This is a genomic window from Micromonospora sp. U21, from assembly GCF_018070045.1.
Taxonomy (GTDB): Bacteria; Actinomycetota; Actinomycetes; order Mycobacteriales; family Micromonosporaceae; genus Micromonospora.
In genome coordinates, this window is sequence record NZ_JAGPYK010000001.1 from 77241 (window position 1) to 94450 (window position 17210).

The following is a 17210-nucleotide window of genomic DNA, read 5'->3' on the forward strand; positions in this document are numbered from 1 at the left end:
CCATGGCGCGGTACGACAGCCTGCTCGACGCCTGCGGGGGCACGCCGCTGGTCGGCCTGCCCCGGCTCTCCCCGACGGTGCCCGAGGGCGCCCCGCCGGTGCGGCTCTGGGCCAAGCTGGAGGACCGGAACCCGACCGGCAGCATCAAGGACCGGGCGGCCCTGTTCATGGTCCGCGCGGCGGAGGAGGCCGGCCGGCTCCGGACGGGTGACACCATCCTGGAGCCGACCAGCGGCAACACCGGCATCTCGCTGGCCATGGTGGCCAAGCTGCGCGGCTACCGGCTGGTCTGCGTGATGCCCGAGAACGTCTCCACCGAGCGGATCCAGCTGCTCCGGATGTACGGTGCCGAGATCATCTTCTCGCCGGCGGCGGGTGGTTCCAATCAGGCCGTCGCCACCGCCAAGCAGATCGCCGCCGAGCACCCCGACTGGGTGATGCTCTACCAGTACGGCAACGAGGCCAACGCCCGGGCGCACTACGAGACGACCGGTCCGGAGCTGCTGCACGACCTGCCCACCATCACGCACTTCGTGGCCGGGCTCGGCACCACCGGCACCCTGATGGGCACTGGGCGCTACCTGCGGGAGAAGGCCGACGGCATCCAGGTGGTGGCCGCCGAGCCGCGCTACGGCGAGGTGGTCTACGGCCTGCGCAACATCGACGAGGGGTACGTGCCGGAGCTGTACGACGCCTCGGTGCTCTCCCGGCGCTTCTCGGTCGGCACGCGGGACGCGGTGCTGCGCACCCGGCAGCTCGTCGACGTGGAGGGCATCTTCGCCGGCCTCTCCACCGGCGCCATCCTGCACGCCGCCCTCGCGGTGGCGCACGAGGCGGTCCGCGACGGCCGCCGCGCCGACGTGGCGTTCGTGGTGTGCGACGGCGGCTGGAAGTACCTGTCCACCGGCGCGTACGGCGGCACGCTGGCCGACGCCGAGGACGCCCTGGAGGGGCAGCTCTGGGCCTGACCGACAGGGTCTTCACGTACGGGCCGTCGATGCGCACGTCGACGGCCCGTACGCTGCCCGCCGCGCCGTGAGCAGGTGTCACGTTCGTGACAAGTTCCATCGGATGATTCTTGCTGCCGCGTACCCCAGCGTAGGCTGCGCAGCGTGGCGTACGCGTCGGTAGAGATCATGGCTGGGACGACGGCCGGCACGGATGCTACTGACAGTGACAGCGAGACGACTCGATGCGACTGACTGTCCTGGGTTGCGCCGGCAGCTTTCCCGGCCCCGAGTCGCCGTGTTCGGCGTACCTCGTCGAGGCCGACGGCTTCCGGCTCCTGGTCGACTTCGGCTCGGGTTCGCTGTCCAGCCTCCAGCGGTACGCGGGGCTGCACGCCCCGGACGCGATCCTCCTGACCCACCTGCACTGTGACCACATCCTCGACGCCGTGTCGTACGTGGTGGTCCGCCGGTACGCCCCGGACGGCCCCTACCCGGCGCTGCCGGTGTACGCGCCCTCCGGCGCACCGGACCGGCTCAGCGCCGCCTACGGCGAAGACGGCACCGTCGAGGACGTCTACCAGTTCTACGCCCTCCAACCGGGCACCTTCCCGATCGGCCCGTTCACGGTCACCGTCGACCGGGTCAACCACCCCGTCGAGACGTACGGCGTGCGGCTGGAGCACGGTGGCCGGTCCCTCTGCTACTCCTCGGACACCGCGCCCTGCGACGCGCTGCTGCGGCTGGCCCAGAACGCCGACGTCTTCCTCTGTGAGGCCAGCTACCTCGACGGCGCGGACAATCCACCGGACCTGCACCTCACCGGCCGGGAGGCCGGTGAGACGGCGACCAAGGCCGTGGTGGGCCGGTTGCTGCTCACCCACCTGGTGGCCGCCTGGGGCAGCGAGGCGCACACGCTGGAGTCGGCCGCCGCCGCGTACACCGGGCCGCTCGAGGTGGTTCGGGCCGGCGCCAGCTACGACGTCTGACCCACCCGGTGGTTGGTCGATGCGGCCAGCGCGCTGCCCGAGGTGGCGCGGCGGCCGGGCGGGCCCGGGCCGAGCAGTTCGGATGCCGGCAGCGGTCGGCGGATTCCTCGGGGATGCACGACGCGGAATCCGGTCGGGGCACCCCAGGGCAGGTGCGGCACCGCACCGCATAGGGTGCAGGCATGGCGCGACCTGACGGGCGAGGGCCCGATCAACTTCGACCGGTGACCCTGACCCGAGGCTGGAGCACCCATCCGGAGGGCTCGGTGCTCGTCGAGTTCGGCGGCACCCGGGTGCTCTGCACGGCAAGCGTCACCGAGGGGGTGCCCCGCTGGCGCAAGGGCTCCGGGCTCGGCTGGGTGACCGCCGAGTACGCGATGCTGCCCCGGGCCACCAACACCCGCTCCGACCGGGAGAGCGTCAAGGGTCGGGTCGGTGGCCGGACCCACGAGATCTCCCGGCTGATCGGCCGCAGCCTGCGCGCCTGCATCGACCTGAAGGCGCTCGGCGAGAACTCGGTGGTGCTCGACTGCGACGTGCTCCAGGCCGACGGTGGCACCCGGACCGCCGCGATCACCGGCGCGTACGTGGCGCTGCACGACGCGGTGGACTGGCTGGCCGGCCGTAAGGCGTTGGCCGGGAAGCCGGAGAACGTGATGCACCGTTCGGTGGCCGCGGTCAGCGTGGGGATCATCGCCGGCGAGGCGCGGCTCGACCTCTGCTACGAGGAGGACGTGGCCGCCGAGGTGGACATGAACGTGGTCTGCACGGGTGCGGGCGACTTCGTCGAGGTGCAGGGCACCGGTGAGGCGGGCGTGTTCGCCCGGGACCAGCTCGACACCCTGCTCGACCTGGCCGTCGCGGGCTGCGCGGAGCTGGCCGAAGCCCAGCGGAAGGCTCTCTCATGAACAAGGCCCTGCTCGCGACCCGCAACCGTAAGAAGCTGGTCGAACTCCAGCGGATCCTGGACGGCGCGCTCGGCGCGCACCGGATCGCCCTGCTGGGGCTGGACGACGTCGAGCAGTACCCGGAACTGCCGGAGACCGGCCTGACCTTCGGCGAGAACGCGTTGATCAAGGCCCGGGAGGGCTGCCGGCGTACCGGCTTACCGACCATCGCCGACGACTCCGGGCTCGCGGTGGACGCCCTCAACGGGATGCCGGGGGTGTTCAGCGCCCGCTGGTCCGGGCAGCACGGCGACGACCGGGCCAACCTCCAGCTGGTGCTGGACCAGATCGCCGACGTGCCCGACGAGCAGCGGGCCGCCTCGTTCGTCTGCACGGTGGCGCTGGTGCTGCCCGAAGGCAAGGAGCACCTGGTCGACGGCCGGCAGTCGGGGCAGGTGCTGCGTGCTCCGCGCGGCGACGGTGGGTTCGGCTACGACCCGATCTTCCTGGGCGACGGTCAGGACCGGACCAACGCCGAGCTGACCCCGACCGAGAAGGACGCGATCAGCCATCGCGGCAAGGCGCTGCGTGAGTTGGCCAAGCTGATCGCGAAAGTGCTGCCGCCCACCGCCGTCTGACGCGTACGCCGTCCGCCGACGGGGCAACAGCCGAAGCGGCAGGGCGGATCGGAGGACCAGGGCGTGCCACTCTTGGAAGAGTTTTTCCGCACGCCCTGTTCGCTGGACTGTTTGGGGAGACGGGATGGCATGGGCGGGTATCCGCGCCGGTATCGCGGCGCTGGCCGGTGCGGTGGCGCTTGTGGTCACCGCCGGCTTCCTGGTCGCCTCGTCCAAGACGACACGCTCGGAGGGTGAATCCGCGGGCCTGTGGTCAGCGCAGTCCCTCGCCCCCGTGCCGTATCTGAGCCCTTCCCGCAACAGCGAGAGCGGCTTCGTCCACCCCGGGGTGCTGGTGCAGAGCGATCAGCTCGACTTCGCGCTCGGCAAGGTCAGAGCAGGCGAGGAGCCCTGGCATTCGGCGTGGCTCACCCTGCAACGTACCCGGTACGGGCAGTTGTCCTGGCAGGCGAGGCCGATCGCCAGCGTCGACTGTGGCTTCTACTCAAGGCCCGACACGGGATGCACCCAACAGACCGAGGACGCCGTTGCCGCTTACGCACACGCCTTGCTGTGGTTCTTCACCCGCGATCGTCGCTACGCCGAGAAGTCCATCGAGATCATTGACGCCTGGTCGGGTGTGCTGAAGCGGCAGACCAACACCAACGCCCCCTTGCAGGCAGGATGGTCGGGTGCCTCGTTCGTGCGGGCGGCGGAGCTGATCAAGCACACGTACCCGGCGTGGCGGCCAGATCGGCTCGCCCGTGCGGAGCGCATGTTCCGTGACATCTACCTGCCGCTGGTGATGGGTGGAATCAACCGCTACCGGGCGGGCAACTGGGAGCTGATCATGCTGGACGCGGCGGTCAGCATCGCGGTCTTCCTCGACGACCGTGCCGTCTTCACGAAGGCGGTCGATATGTGGCGGAAGCGGCTGCGGGCGTACGTCTATCTGACGACCGACGGCCCGGTCCCCAAAGCGCCTGCCGGCGACTCGTTCAGCAGATCGCAGATCATCGAGTACTGGGGCGGGCAGACCAGGTTCGTGGACGGGCTCGCTCAGGAGACCTGTCGCGATTTCCTCCACACCGGCTGGGGCCTCGCGGCGGCTGCGCACGTCGCGGAGACCGCATGGATCCAGGGCCTGGATCTCTACGCCGAGGCGCGGCAGCGGCTCACCCGGGCGGTCGAGCTGCACTCCAGGTACGAGCTCGGCGAGCCGGTACCGCCGTGGTTGTGCGGTGGCCGCCTCCAGACCGGGTTGGATCCGTTACCCGAGGTCGCCTACAACCACTATTCGACAAGAATGGGGTTCAGCCTGCCCAGGACCAGGGAACTCCTCCTGGCCGACCGCCCGGCCGGCGCCAACTTCTTCTACGCGGCGGAAACGTTGACACACGCGGGAAATCCCCGCTGACAGCCTGACACCGCCCGTCTCCCGCGCAGGCGTGCGTCGATGCCTGTGCTCATCGCCAGCGCGCTGGGGCGCCCTCGTCTTGCTGCCCTCGATCCGCTGTCCGCGGATCCTCCGGGAGATCGCGGCCGGGCCGACGCCGGACACCGGACCATGGGTCCCGCCAGCGGCGTCTACGCTACCGAAACACGAGCAACTCTCGGACCGCGGCTGCCCTTCCGGCCTCGCGTGCCGTGCGATTCGAAGGAACAGGACACATGGTCGAACTGGCCTCCGCGGACAGGCCGCTCGGCGGGCCCGCGGGCAAGTTAACGGAGCCCTCGGAAGACCCCGCGCCGGAGAGTTCCGCGGGTCGGTTGACGCGCTGGTCCGTGCCGGCTGTACCCGCCCTCGCCGCAGTCCTCGTCGCGCTCTACGGTCTCGACCGTCGCCAGCTCTGGCGCGACGAGATCGCAACCTGGGTGGCGTCGACGAAGTCGCTACGGGGGCTGCAGGACCTGGTGGAGGGCACGGACGCCGTCATTGCCCCCTACTACCTGTTCATGCACGGCTGGATCGCGGTGTTCGGCGACTCCGAGGTGTCCATCCGGATGCCGTCCCTGCTCGCGATCGCTCTCGCCGCCGCGCTGACCGCAGCCATTGGCAGGAAGCTGTTCGACCCGGCGACCGGCCTGTTCGCCGGTCTGCTCGTCGCCGTCGTGCCGACCATCTCGCGGTACGCCCAGGAGGCGCGACCCTACGCGCTCGCCGCCGCCGCCACCGTGCTCGGGACCCTGCTGCTCCTGCGCGCGGCGGAGCGGCCGTCGTGGCTGCGGTGGCTCGCCTATGCCGGCGTCGTCACCGTGGCCGGATTGATGCACCTGGTCGCACTGCTGCTGTTGCTCGCACATCTCGTGTACGTGGTGAGCCTTCGTGAAACCAAGGTGACCGTGCGCTGGTTCGCGGCGGCGGCCACGGGCGTCCTCCCCGTCCTTCCCGTCGCCTGGGTCGGGATCGACCAGGCCGGCCAGGTGGGGTGGATCCCGGAGGCCACCTGGGACAGCACCATCAACGAGATGGCACGGGTTACGGGCAGCATCCCCGTCGGCGCCATGATCGTCGGGCTGGCCGTCCTTGGTGCCTGCACGCTGGGACGCCGTGGGAGCCTGCTCGGCACCTGGGCGATCGGGCCGTTCTTCGTACTGCTTCTCATCTCGCCGGTGGCGGCGCTGCTCATCCACCGCTACGTGTTGTTCACCGTACCGGCGTGGTGCCTGTTGGCCGTCGCGACGGTGGCCCGCCAAGCGGGAACGCAGCGGAACACCGCGGCACCGAGGTGGAGGCAGCAAATGCTGCCGGCGATGCTGGTCCTGCTCTGCGTCGCCCTTGGACTTCCGGCACACGCGTCGAACCGGGAGATCGTCGCCTCGGGCGAACCCGATCTGCGGGGAGCGGTCGCGGTGATCACGGCGGAGGCCGCCGCCAACGATGCGATCGCCTTCCACGCAAAGTATCCAACCCGGCTGCGGGATGGCGTGGACTACTACCTGGGCCGGGCCGGTAGGCGGAGTCTGCCGACCGTCTTCACGGCCTGGCCCGGCGGCGCTCCAGCCTTCCCACGGCACTGCAAGGGCGGGGCGAAATGCGTCAGCTCCGCGGAGCGGTTGTGGCTGATCAGCACGTCGACTGCTGATGATCAACGTTCCGGCGTGCACCCGTCGCTGGAAAAACCCCTCGGCGCACTCGAACCGGTCCGTGTGGTCAAGCTCACCGGTGTCACGCTGTCGTTGTGGCGCTCCGCCCCGGCTGCCTGACCAGAAGCGGAGCGCCGCCGAAGAAGCCGGTGACGGGGCTGGAGCGGGGTGCCGCGGAAGTGGTGACCTGAGCGACGGCCGCCCCGGCGTCCGAGGTGCCGGAAACCCGCTGACCGGGGCGATTGCTGGCGCGGTCCGCCCCGCATCAGCCTGTCCCGGGTGCGATCCGAGGTCGCGTATAGTGCCCCCGGACAGAAGCTGCGGGGAGGATCGGGACGTGGACAGCTACCTCGGGCATGCGCGGTCCGCGCCGCGACCGCTGGCCGCGTCCGGATGAGCGGCCCGGCGTCGCTGCGCGCCGAGCCGGACCCGACCCGTATCCCCGAACGGCGACGCCGCCTGGAGTTGCCGACGTGGTTCCTGGTCGCCACCGCGCTGGCCCTCATCGGCCTGAAGCCCCTGTTCGACATTCCCGGCGAGAAGACCGCGCACGACACCGTCGACCTGGGCTTCGTGGCGAGCACGGCGGGTGCCGTGCTCATGGTCGCCGCCTTTGTCCTCGTCGTCGCGATGACCCGCAGGCTCCCGGGGAAGGTGACCCCCGCGCTGGTCGCGTTACTGACCCTGGGCCTGCTCTCGGTGGTCAGTCTGCTCGCAGTTCCCGCCCGGGAAGCGTTCATCGACCAGTTCGCGGTGACCGGCCTGCGGGACATCTTCGGCCCCTACGTCCCGCCGGCCAGGGGAACCCTGACCCAGGCGGCGCAGCTGGCCGTCGGCTTCGCGCCGATCACCCTGATCGCGGTCATGTACGCCAAGCCGGAGTGGTTCACCATGGACCGGATCCGCTGGGTGCTGCAACTGGTGCTGCTCGGTGCCGTGGCGCACTCCGTGATCGCCTGGCTCCAGGTCGCCGGCGTCGTGGACTACACCTTCTTCTTCAAGCTGCCCGGCGGCAACATCGGTCGCGCCTCGGGTGGTTACTTCCACCCGGCCTCACTCGGCCGACTGCTGATCTTCGCGGTCTTCATCCTGTACGTCGCCGGCGACCGGTTGCGACTCAAGCCGGTGTTCCGCTTCGGTCTCCTCGCGCTCATGGTCGGCACCACGGTGGTCACCACGCACCGGCTGACCATTCTCTGCGTGGGGATCCTCGTCGCGGCCATGGAGCTGCGACGCCTTCCCGCGCTGCTGCGGTGGATTCGCCGGCTGCCCCTGCGGCTCACCGCCCCGGCCGTGCTGCTGCTGGTCGTGGGGCTGGTTGTCCTGCTGATTCGATGGGGTCCGTTCCTGTGGGCCCGGGCCCGGTTCCTGGTCACCCAGATCGGCTCGCTCAACCCCGACTCCAAGGACTTCATGCGCGGCCGGGGCGAGATCTGGGTCGAGCTCTCCCAGGCGTGGCGGGACGCGCCGCTGGACGTCTGGCTTTTCGGGCTGGGCTACGAGCCGTGGAACACCCACAGCGATCCGATCCGCGTGTTCGTGGTGTGGGGCGTGCTCGGCCTGGCGTGCATGGCGGTGATCTGCACCGTCCTGTGGCGTACGACCGGTGAACTGCTCACCTTCGAGGGGCAGTGGGCGCTCGTCGTGCTCTATTTCACCGCGGCCGTCTTCGCGGTGACCCAGAAGCCGACCTCCTATTCGTACTTCATGTGGCTGTTCCTGTTCTCGCACATCCTGGTTGTCGCGGTGTATCCACGCGCGGCTCTGACATCCGGTGCAGTCAGAAATGGTGACCATCCATGAATCCCCCCTTGTTCATTTCCTGGAAGCGTTATCAACGGCGTTCCGACGTGCTCGCCGAGGCGCTCGGCGCCGAGTTGGTGTGGCGTCCGCACCGGGCGACGTCGAAGGTGTTGCGCCCCTCTGACTACCTGGCCCACAGCCGCGAGGACCTGGCCCTGATCCGGTCCCGGCGGCCGTCCTTCGTCGTCGCGCAGGCCCAGCCGCACCTGTCCGCGCTGGCTCCGCACCGGGCCAAGGTGCCGTACGTTGTGGACGCGCACAACGGGCAGTTCCAGTCGTGGTGGCGCAAGGTGCCCGGCACCGAGCGGATCCTGCGGGGTGCGCGGCTCGTGCTGACCCACAACCGCGAAGCCGACGTCCTCGCCCGTGAGGCGTTTCCCGGTCTGCGGACCCTGGTTGTGCACGACCCGCTGCGGCCCATCGCGCCCGCCGCGCCGCGCGACTGGGTCTTCGTGGTGGCCTCCGCGGCCGCCGACGAACCGATGGATGTGCTCTTCGACGCGATCGAGGAGGCAGCCGAGATCACCTTCGCCACGACCGCGCCCCTGCACCGCCTGCCCGAGCCGCTGCGTCAGCGCGCGGCGGCCCTGCCCAACCTGATCGGCCTGGGCTTCCTGGACCTCCCCGATTACGAGGCGGCGCTCGCCGGAGCCCGCGCCGTGGTCGTGCTGACCGACCGGGACGCCTGTCAGCCAAGTGGCGCGTGCGAGGCGTTGAGCGCCGGCAGGCCACTGGTGCTGTCCCGTACCAACACCACCACGAACCTCTTCGGCGGTTTCGCCACGCTGGTCGCCAACGAGTCCGCCGCGCTGGCCGACGGGGTACGGGCGGCCGTCCGGCCGGACCCGACCATCCCTGACCGGATCGCCGCGGTGCGAGAGGCGTGGATCCGGCGCACCGCGCTGGAGCTGGAGCAGGTGCGGTCGGCCGTCGCGGCCGAGGTGGCCCGATGAGAGCCTCCCACCTCTTACAGCGGCGGGCCGCCGACCGATGACCCTGCTCGAGACCAGGTCCGCGCCTCGTGGCCGCTCGCGCGGCCTCGCCCGTCGGCTGCGGCAACTTGGTCTGCTCGGGATCAGCCAGGTCGGGCTCACCCTGATCGCGTTCGTGACGCAGGTGCTGCTTGCCCGCAGCCTGGACCAGGCCCAGTTCGGCGCCTTCATGTCCGTCCTGTCGCTGATGACCCTCGCCGGCCCCGTCGCGCTCTTCGGCATCGCCGAGTTCTGGTTGCAGCGGTTCGGACGCGAGGGACCGCGGGCGGTGCGTTGGGTGCGGCCGTCGATCGCGCTGGTGCTCGCCTGTTCCGGTCTCCAGATCGCGGTGATGGTGACCTGGGCCCTGCTGGACGGGGGCGACCAGACCCTCAGCGGCCTGCGGATCCTCCTGGCGCCGGTCATCCTCGCGCAGGCCGGCATGGCGTTGTCGGTCTCGGTGCTCCAGTTGCGCGGTGCCTACGGCCCGCTGTCCGTGTTGCAACTCGTCCCGCACGCCGGACGGCTCCTCGTCGCGGTGCTCACCGTGGTCGCCGGTCTCTCGGCGCTGGCCGCAGCGACCGGGTACGGCCTCGTGGCTGCGGTGACGGTCGTGCTCAGCGCAGTGGTGATCGCGCCGTTCGCTCGCGGACGTGGGCCGTTGGAGGGCTACCCGTCAGGCGACATGCGACCGGGGCGTCCGCCCCGGCTGCGCCACCTGCTCGGCGGTGCCGCGCCCTTCATGCTCGGCAGTCTCTTCTACCTGCTCGGCATGAACCTGGGTGTCGTCGTCAGCGCCGAGTTCCTCAGTGCCCGGGCCGCTGCGGTCTTCGCCGTGCCGATGACGTTGCTGACGGCGATCTACCTGCTGCCCCGCGTGGTCTACCAGCAGTACTTCCTGGCGAAGCTGCACCGGTGGTCACGCTCCGACCGGGAGGCCGTCCTCATCGCCTACCGCGCCGGCACGGTGGGGATGATCGCGCTCGGTCTGCTGATCGGTGTCATCGTCGCCGTCGGCGGCCGGTACGCCATCCCGCTGCTCTTCGGCGCCGCGTACCACGAGTCCGTCCCGGTGATGGCGCTGCTCGCGCTCGCGATCCCGCTCCGTTTCGGCTCGGCCAGTGTCGCGTCCCTGCTGACCAGCGGTGGGCTGCTCCGCAAGAAGGTTCTCTACCAGGGCCTGGGCTCGGTCGTCTTCCTTGGCACGCTGGCCCTCGCGATCCCGCCGTTCGGCGTGGTCGGCGCGGCCCTGGCCACGGTCCTGTCGGAGGCGATCCTCCTCGTCCTGTTCTGGTCGTCCGTGAAGCGCAATGTGGTGGCGGAAGCTCCGCTCCCGTCCTGGGCCGAGATTCGTCGGCGTCTGACGAAGGGATGACACGGTGAGTGTGGACCGAAGGTCGGGCGCAGCCCGCCGGCCCCTGGTGGTGGGGTATTACGGCATGCAGAACGTGGGGGACAACGCGTTCTGCGTCATCGTCGACTGGGCCCTGGCCCGCTACTGGGGCACGGAGGCGCCGACGTTCGCCGCGCCACCGCTGGTGGACCTGCCGGCGGACCGTGCCGGGATGAGTCAGGCCCTCTTCGAGTCGCTCGACCCGGTACGCCGGGCCGGGAAGCTGCTCAACAAGGCCAGCCTGCTCGGCGGCGCGACCATGCTGCTCTTCGGCGGCGGCTCGGTGTTCCGCGACATGGGGCCGTTCAGTGAGAAGAAGGTCTTCGCCGCCTGGTCGAGGGTTTCCAAGCGTCCCATCGCGGCGGTCGGGGTGTCCGTCGGGCCGTTCGTCTCGTCGGCTGCTCAGCAGCGGCTCGCGGAGGTGTTCCGGCATGTCGACTATGTCGGGGTGCGCGACACCGCGTCCGTGGACCGGCTCCGCGACATCGGCTATCCGGGCCTGGTCGTTCCCGCCGGTGACCTCGCCGGCCTCCTGCCCGAGGCGCTCGGCGACGTCGCGCCCGCGCCGGTGCCGAGGGTGCCGGGCCGGGCTCGGCTCGGCGTGACGCTGCTCGGGTCCGACACCGACCTGCCCGAGCCGGAGCAGCGGCGGCGGGAGCAGGCACTGATCTCGGGCATCCGCTCGTTCGTCGACGCCGAGCCCGTCGACGTGACGATCTTCGTCTTCAACACCCACCCGGTCCGCGGCGACGTCGGGCCCAGCGAGCGGCTCCGGGCCGCCCTGGGGGGACGCTGCGACGTGCGTACCGTCACCGCCGACGACGGCGTCCGGGCGGTCTGGAGCGAGATGCGGACGTGCGACATCGGCCTACACATGCGGATGCACGGCGGCATCTTCTCCTATGTCGCGGACGTTCCGTTCGCCCTCGTGCCGTACCACCGCAAGTGCGCGGACTTTCTGGACGAGATCGGCCAGCCGGCTAACCGGCGGCTTCCGGCGCAGCCGGAGGAGCCGGCGGAGGTCCACAAGGTCCTCGCCAACCTCCTCGCCACCGGCGAACGGCCCCGGCTGGACCTGACGGAGTTCGCCCACCGGGCCAGGCTGAACTTCACCCGAGCCCCCTGGGCCATGTCCGGCTGAACGCTGTGGCCGGCCGGGCCGACCGAGGTGCTGCCGTCCGCCGCCTGACCCGCGGCGGCGGCAGCACCCCCCGGGAGCTCAGGCCAGCGGACCGATCTCCCGTTCGATGGCGGTACGCAGGTCGCGGTCGGACACCGTGCGGCGGGCCGCCTCCATCGCCGGAGCGAGGAAGATGTCCGGACCGGGCTCGCCGGCGAACGCCTGTACCGCCTCGACCGCGGCCCGGCCGGCCGGCGACGGCACCAGCGGAGCGCGCAGCTGAAGGCCGCGCACCGCGGCCAGCAGCTCGACCGCGAGCACGCTGGACAGGTTGTCCAGCACGGTGCGCAGCTTCTTGGCCGCCGCCCAGCCCATCGAGACGTGGTCCTCCTGCATGCCGCTGGTGGGCAGGGAGTCCACCGAGGCGGGCGCGGCCAGCCGGCGGTTCTCCGCGACGATCCCGGCCGCCGTGTACTGGGCGATCATCAGCCCGGAGTTGACCCCGGCGTCGGGGGAGAGGAACGCCGGCAGCTCCCGGGACCGGGTGACGTCCAGCAGACGGTCCACCCGCCGCTCGGCGATCGCCCCCACCTCGGCGGCGGCGATGGCCAGGAAGTCCGCGGCGAAGCCGAGCGGAGCGCCGTGGAAGTTCCCGGTCGACTCGACCCGGCCGTCCGGCAGCACCACCGGGTTGTCCACCACCGAGACCAGCTCGCGGTCGGCCACCGTCCGCGCGAAATCCAGCGTGTCCCGGGCAGCCCCGGCCACCTGCGGCGCGCAGCGCATCGAGTACGCGTCCTGCACCGCGTGCGCCAGGTCGTCCCGGTGCGAGTCCATCACCCGGGAGTCCTGGAGCAGCCGGTGGATGTTCGCCGCCGAGGCCGCCTGCCCAGGGTGCGGACGGATGGCGTGCAGCTCGGGCAGGAACGGCCGCTCGGAACCGAGCATCGCCTCGATGCCCAGCGCGGCCGTCACGTCGGCCATGGTGAACAGGTGCGCGGCGTCGTGGATGGCCATCAACAGCATGCCGAGCATGCCGTCGGTGCCGTTGATCAGTGCCAGCCCCTCCTTTGCGGCCAGCTCGATCGGCTTGAGCCCGGCGCCGGTCAGCACGTCGGCCGCGTCCTGCCGCTCGCCGCTCGGACCGAGCACCCAGCCCTCGCCGAGCAGCACCAGCGCGCAGTGCGCCAGCGGCGCCAGGTCACCCGAGGCGCCCAGCGAACCGTGCTCCGGCACCCACGGGGTGATGTCATGGTTGAGCAGGTCGAGCAGCGCCTCGGCGACCAGCGGGCGGACCCCGGAGTGGCCGAGCGCGAGCGAGCGGACCCGCAGCAGCATCATCGCCCGGACCACCTCGCGCGGCATCGGCGCGCCCACCCCGGCGGCGTGCGAGCGGATCAGCGCGTGCTGGAGTTCGGCCCGGCGCTCCGGGGCGACGAACGTGTTGGCGAGCGCCCCGAAACCGGTGGAGACCCCGTAGACGGGGCGGCCGGACGACTCGATGCCGTCCACGATGGCCCGGCTGGTCGCCATCGCGTCGACGGTGGCCGGGTCGAGGACGACCTTGGCGGTGCCGCGGGCCACCGCGAGCACGTCGGCGGGGGAGACCCCGGTGGGCTGGATGGTCACGGTCGTCATTGCGGCACTCCGTTGAGCAGGACCTGGTGGATCAGTGGAACACCGGGCCGGTAGGCCAGGTGCAGGTACGACGGCGCTTCGAGCACGACCAGGTCGGCCCAGGCGCCGGGGGTGAGCACGCCGATGTCGTCGCGGCGCAGCGCCCGCGCGCCGCCCAGCGTCGCGGCCCGGACCGCCTCCGCCGGGGTCATCCGCATCTCGCGGACCGCCAGCGCCACACAGAACGGCATCGACGAGGTGTACGACGAGCCGGGGTTGCAGTCGGTGGCGAGCGCGACGGTGATGCCGGCGTCGAGCAGGCGGCGGGCATCCGGGTACGGCGAGCGGGTAGAGAACTCGGCGCCGGGCAGCAGGGTCGCCACCGTGCGGGTCCCCGACCCGTCGGTGTGGGCGGTGCCGGCCAGCGCGGCCACGTCGGCGTCGCTGAGGTGGGTGCAGTGGTCGACGCTGGCCGCGTCCAGCTCCACGCCGAGCAGCACACCGGGGCCGGGGCCGAGCTGGTTGGCATGCACCCGCACGCCCAGCCCGGCGGCCTGCCCGCAGGCCAGGATCGCCCGGGCGTGGTCGACGTCGAAGGCGCCCCGCTCGCAGAACACGTCGATCCACTTCGCGTGCGGTGCGGCGGCGGCCAGCATCGGCCCGCAGACCAGCCCGACGTAGTCGTCGGGGCGGTCGGCGTACTCGGCCGGAACCACGTGCGCGCCGAGGAAGGTGGTCTCGGCGCTGTTCTCGGCGGCGATCCGCAGCGAACGGGCCTCGTCGGCGACGGTCAGCCCGTACCCGCTCTTGATCTCCATCGTGGTCGTGCCCTGCCGCAGCGCCTCCCCGCGCAGCCGGCGCACGGTGGTGCGCAGCTCGTCGTCGGACGCGGCCCGGGTCGCGCCGACCGTGGTCCGGATGCCGCCCCCGGTGTACGGCTGGCCGGCCATCCGGGCGGCGAACTCGGCGGCCCGGTCACCGGCGAAGACCAGGTGTGCGTGGCTGTCCACGAAGCCGGGCAGCACGGCGGCCCCACCGGCGTCGACCCGCCGGTCGGCGGCGGGCGCGTATGCCGCCGGCCCGACCCAGGCCACCCGGCCCTCCTCGATGAGCACGGCGGCGTCGCGGCGGATGCCCAGCGGGCCCTCGCCGACGCCGTTGGTGACCAGCTCCCCGATGTTGTCCACCAGCAGACTGCTCACGTGCGAGTCACCGCCTCGATCGAGGCCGACAGCTCGGCCGGCACGTCCACGGTCATGTGCCGGCCCTCCGCCACCACCACCCGGCCGTCCACCACGACCTGCGCGACGTCCGCCGCGCCGGCCGCGAAGAACGCGCCCACCGGCGGAACCCCAGCGGTGCGGGCACTGTCCAGCCGTACCGTGACCAGGTCGGCACGGGCGCCGCGAGCGATCCGGCCGGCGTCGGCCCAGCCCAGCGCGGCGTGCCCGGCCGAGGTGGCGGCGATCAGCAGCTCGGCGGGGGTGAAGTGACCGCGACGCCGGGTGCGCAGCCGCTCGTCCAGCTCCACCGCCCGGGCCTCCTCGAAGAGGTCGATCACCGCGTGGCTGTCGCTGCCCAGGCTCAGCCGGATCCCCGCGTCGGCCATCTGCCGGCCCGGACCGATCCCGTCGGCGAGGTCTCGTTCCGTGGTCGGGCAGAGGCACACCCCGGTCCGGCTCTCCCCGAGCAGTGCCAGGTCACCGCTGGTCGGATGGGTGGCGTGCACGGCGGTGGTGTCCGGCCCGAGCACGCCATGCTCGGCGAGCAGCGCGGTCGGCGTACGCCCGTGCACCGCCCGGCACTCGTCGTTCTCGGCGGGCTGCTCGGAGAGGTGCACGTGCAGCGGCGCCCGCCGGTCCCGCGCCCAGTCGGCCACCGTGCCGAGCTGGTCGGCGGGGACCGCCCGCACCGAGTGCACGGCCGCGCCGACCCGGGCGTGCCCGTCCGTCGGCTGGAACGCCGACGCCCGCTGCGCCCACCGGGCCGCGTCGCCGTCGCCGAAGCGTCGCTGCGGTCCGGCCAGGGCCCGACCGTCCACGCCGGCGGTCAGGTAGCAGGCGTCCAGCAGGGTGAGCCGGATCCCGGCGTGAGCGGCGGCCTCGACCAGCGCCACGCTCATCGCGTTCGGGTCGTCGTACGCGCCGCCGTCGGGCCGGTGGTGCAGGTAGTGGAACTCGCCGACGCAGGTGATCCCGGCCAGCGCCATCTCGGCGTAAACGGCCCGGGCGAGGGCGAGGTAGGTGTCCGGGTCCAGGCGGTCCGCGACGGCGTACATCCGGTCCCGCCAGCTCCAGAAGTCGCCCCGGCCGCCGTGGGTGCGCCCACGCAGCGCCCGGTGGAACGCGTGCGAGTGCACGTTGGACAGGCCGGGCAGGGTCAGCCCGGGCAGCGGCACGGCGTCGGCGAACACCTCGACACCGGCGGGCGGCCGACTCCCGGCGGTCAGCGGCGTCACACCGGTGATCCGCTTCCCGTCGGTCTCGATCAGCACGTCCGGCGTGGGCTCGGCGTACTCGGGCAGCCAGGCGTACTCGGCGAGCCAGCGGGTCGGGGTCACCGGCATGTCAGCTCCTCCAGGACCCGGGCCAGCGCCCGTACGCCGGCAGCGCAGTCAGCGTCGGTGGCCGCCTCGGCGGGGGAGTGCGACACCCCGGTCGGGTTACGCACGAAGAGCATCGCGGTGGGCAGGTGCGCGGCCAGCACCCCGGCGTCGTGCCCCGCGCCCGTCGGCAGCACCGGCGCCCCGAGCAGCGTGGCCAGCCGACCGGCCAGCGCGCCGTCGAAGGCGACCAGCGGGGTCACCGACTCCTCGGTCACCGTCACCGCCGTACCGTCGCGGCGGGCCCGCTCGGCGAGCTTGCCCCGCACCGCGTCGACAAGCCCGGCGAGGGTCTCCGGGTCGGCGGCCCGGGCGTCCAGCCAACCGGTCACCTTCGACGGGATGGCGTTCGTGGCGTTCGGCTCGACGGCGACCCGACCCACGGTGGCGTGCGCGCCGCGCAGCCGGGCCTCCTTGTTGGCCGCCAGCACGGTGAACGCGTAGGTGAGCATCGGGTCGCGGCGGTCCGCCATCCGGGTCGTACCCGCGTGGTTGCCCTCGCCGACGACGTCGAAGCGCCACCGGCCGTGCGGCCAGATCGCGCTGGCCACCGCGACCGGCTCGTCCGCCTCGACCAGCGCGCGGCCCTGCTCGACGTGCAGCTCCACGAAGGCGCCGAACCGGCCCAGCAGGTCCGGGCGGGCGCCCGCCGGCTGGTCGCCGAGCGCCTCGGCGAAGCTCACCCCGGCCGCGTCGCGCAGCCCGGCCGCGCGTTCGGCCGGCAGCGCCCCGCTGAGCAGCCGTGACCCCAGGCACGGTACGCCGAAGCGGGCACCCTCCTCCTCGACGAACGCGGCCAGCACCAGCGGCCGGCTCGGTGCGACGCCGGCGGCCCGCAGCTCGTCCACGGCGAGGAACGCGCTGACGATGCCGAGCGGCCCGTCGTACGCCCCGCCGTGCGGCACCGAGTCGAAGTGGCTGCCGGTCAGCACCGCGTCCCCGGTCTCCGGGTCGCCCCAGTGGGCGAACAGGTTGCCGTTGCCGTCCTCGGTGACCGGCAGGCCGCGCCGGTCAGCCTGGGACCGGAACCAGGTCCGCAGCTCCAACTCGGGCTCGGTCAACGCGTAGCGCAGGTAGCCACCGCTGCCCGCGTCCCGCCCGACCGGCGCGATCTCGTCCCACAGCTCCCGAAACCTGTTAGGAAGGGACCCTTCTACAACAAAATCCGATAACAAGG

General features: G+C 72.0%; 14 protein-coding genes. 10 read left to right on the top strand and 4 right to left on the bottom strand.

The window, feature by feature from the left end; all coding sequences use genetic code 11:
* Positions 1–2 precede the first annotated feature (2 nt).
* The 10 genes from KBX63_RS00405 (at position 3) to KBX63_RS00450 (ending at position 11835) form a co-directional block, all read left to right on the top strand.
* The gene (locus KBX63_RS00405; RefSeq protein ID WP_210906656.1) at positions 3–968 is read left to right on the top strand and encodes a PLP-dependent cysteine synthase family protein; all 966 of its coding nucleotides are present in this window, start codon (positions 3–5) and stop codon (positions 966–968) included.
* Positions 969–1192: 224 nt separating this feature from the next.
* Positions 1193–1936: an MBL fold metallo-hydrolase gene (locus tag KBX63_RS00410; RefSeq protein WP_210906658.1), complete on the top strand. Its 744-nt coding sequence runs from the start codon at positions 1193–1195 to the stop codon at positions 1934–1936.
* A 182-nt stretch (positions 1937–2118) separates the two neighbouring features.
* Positions 2119–2844 carry a ribonuclease PH gene (rph, locus tag KBX63_RS00415; protein WP_210906660.1) on the top strand — a complete coding sequence of 242 codons (726 nt, stop codon included), beginning with the start codon at positions 2119–2121 and terminating at the stop codon, positions 2842–2844.
* Positions 2841–3461, top strand: a complete 621-nt coding sequence (gene rdgB, locus KBX63_RS00420; protein WP_210906662.1) for an RdgB/HAM1 family non-canonical purine NTP pyrophosphatase — start codon at positions 2841–2843, stop codon at positions 3459–3461. The genes rph and rdgB overlap by 4 nt, the downstream gene beginning before the upstream one ends.
* A 124-nt stretch (positions 3462–3585) precedes the next feature.
* Positions 3586–4857 (top strand): alginate lyase family protein, encoded by a 1272-nt coding sequence (locus KBX63_RS00425; RefSeq protein ID WP_210906664.1) that lies wholly within the window; start codon positions 3586–3588, stop codon positions 4855–4857.
* Between the two features lie 368 nt (positions 4858–5225).
* Positions 5226–6647 carry a glycosyltransferase family 39 protein gene (locus KBX63_RS00430; protein WP_210906666.1) on the top strand — a complete coding sequence of 474 codons (1422 nt, stop codon included), beginning with the start codon at positions 5226–5228 and terminating at the stop codon, positions 6645–6647.
* A 273-nt stretch (positions 6648–6920) separates the two neighbouring features.
* Positions 6921–8330, top strand: a complete 1410-nt coding sequence (locus KBX63_RS00435) for a hypothetical protein (RefSeq protein WP_210906668.1) — start codon at positions 6921–6923, stop codon at positions 8328–8330.
* Positions 8327–9283, top strand: coding sequence for a hypothetical protein (locus tag KBX63_RS00440; RefSeq protein WP_210906670.1), 957 nt, complete (start codon positions 8327–8329; stop codon positions 9281–9283). The genes KBX63_RS00435 and KBX63_RS00440 overlap by 4 nt, the downstream gene beginning before the upstream one ends.
* A gap of 37 nt (positions 9284–9320) precedes the next feature.
* Positions 9321–10676: a polysaccharide biosynthesis C-terminal domain-containing protein gene (locus KBX63_RS00445; protein WP_210906672.1), complete on the top strand. Its 1356-nt coding sequence runs from the start codon at positions 9321–9323 to the stop codon at positions 10674–10676.
* 4 nt (positions 10677–10680) lie between these two features.
* Positions 10681–11835: a polysaccharide pyruvyl transferase family protein gene (locus KBX63_RS00450; protein WP_210906674.1), complete on the top strand. Its 1155-nt coding sequence runs from the start codon at positions 10681–10683 to the stop codon at positions 11833–11835.
* 78 nt (positions 11836–11913) lie between these two features.
* On the opposite strand, the gene hutH is transcribed toward KBX63_RS00450, so the two are convergent.
* From hutH to KBX63_RS00470, 4 genes are read right to left on the bottom strand one after another with little or no spacing between them, the layout of a single operon-like run.
* The gene (gene hutH / locus KBX63_RS00455; RefSeq protein WP_210906676.1) at positions 11914–13452 is read right to left on the bottom strand and encodes a histidine ammonia-lyase; all 1539 of its coding nucleotides are present in this window, start codon (positions 13450–13452) and stop codon (positions 11914–11916) included.
* Positions 13449–14633: an imidazolonepropionase gene (hutI, locus tag KBX63_RS00460; protein WP_210906678.1), complete on the bottom strand. Its 1185-nt coding sequence runs from the start codon at positions 14631–14633 to the stop codon at positions 13449–13451. The genes hutH and hutI overlap by 4 nt, the downstream gene beginning before the upstream one ends.
* Positions 14630–15997, bottom strand: coding sequence for a formimidoylglutamate deiminase (locus KBX63_RS00465; protein ID WP_210906680.1), 1368 nt, complete (start codon positions 15995–15997; stop codon positions 14630–14632). Before KBX63_RS00465 ends, hutI begins: the two co-directional genes overlap by 4 nt.
* Entirely contained in the window at positions 15988–17208 is a 1221-nt protein-coding gene (locus KBX63_RS00470) for an allantoate amidohydrolase (RefSeq protein ID WP_210906682.1), read from the bottom strand. The genes KBX63_RS00465 and KBX63_RS00470 overlap by 10 nt, the downstream gene beginning before the upstream one ends.
* Positions 17209–17210: the final 2 nt, after the last annotated feature.

Bases quoted from the DNA above. Each gene is read 5' to 3' on its own strand.
- rdgB (WP_210906662.1), top strand. From the start codon at position 2,841: ATGAACAAGGCCCTGCTCGCGACCCGCAACCGTAAGAAGCTGGTCGAA.
- KBX63_RS00425 (WP_210906664.1), top strand. From the start codon at position 3,586: ATGGCATGGGCGGGTATCCGCGCCGGTATCGCGGCGCTGGCCGGTGCG.
- KBX63_RS00435 (WP_210906668.1), top strand. From the start codon at position 6,921: ATGAGCGGCCCGGCGTCGCTGCGCGCCGAGCCGGACCCGACCCGTATC.
- rph (WP_210906660.1), top strand. From the start codon at position 2,119: ATGGCGCGACCTGACGGGCGAGGGCCCGATCAACTTCGACCGGTGACC.
- KBX63_RS00465 (WP_210906680.1), bottom strand. From the start codon at position 15,997: ATGCCGGTGACCCCGACCCGCTGGCTCGCCGAGTACGCCTGGCTGCCC.
- KBX63_RS00445 (WP_210906672.1), top strand. From the start codon at position 9,321: ATGACCCTGCTCGAGACCAGGTCCGCGCCTCGTGGCCGCTCGCGCGGC.
- KBX63_RS00410 (WP_210906658.1), top strand. From the start codon at position 1,193: ATGCGACTGACTGTCCTGGGTTGCGCCGGCAGCTTTCCCGGCCCCGAG.
- hutH (WP_210906676.1), bottom strand. From the start codon at position 13,452: ATGACGACCGTGACCATCCAGCCCACCGGGGTCTCCCCCGCCGACGTG.
- KBX63_RS00405 (WP_210906656.1), top strand. From the start codon at position 3: ATGGCGCGGTACGACAGCCTGCTCGACGCCTGCGGGGGCACGCCGCTG.
- KBX63_RS00440 (WP_210906670.1), top strand. From the start codon at position 8,327: ATGAATCCCCCCTTGTTCATTTCCTGGAAGCGTTATCAACGGCGTTCC.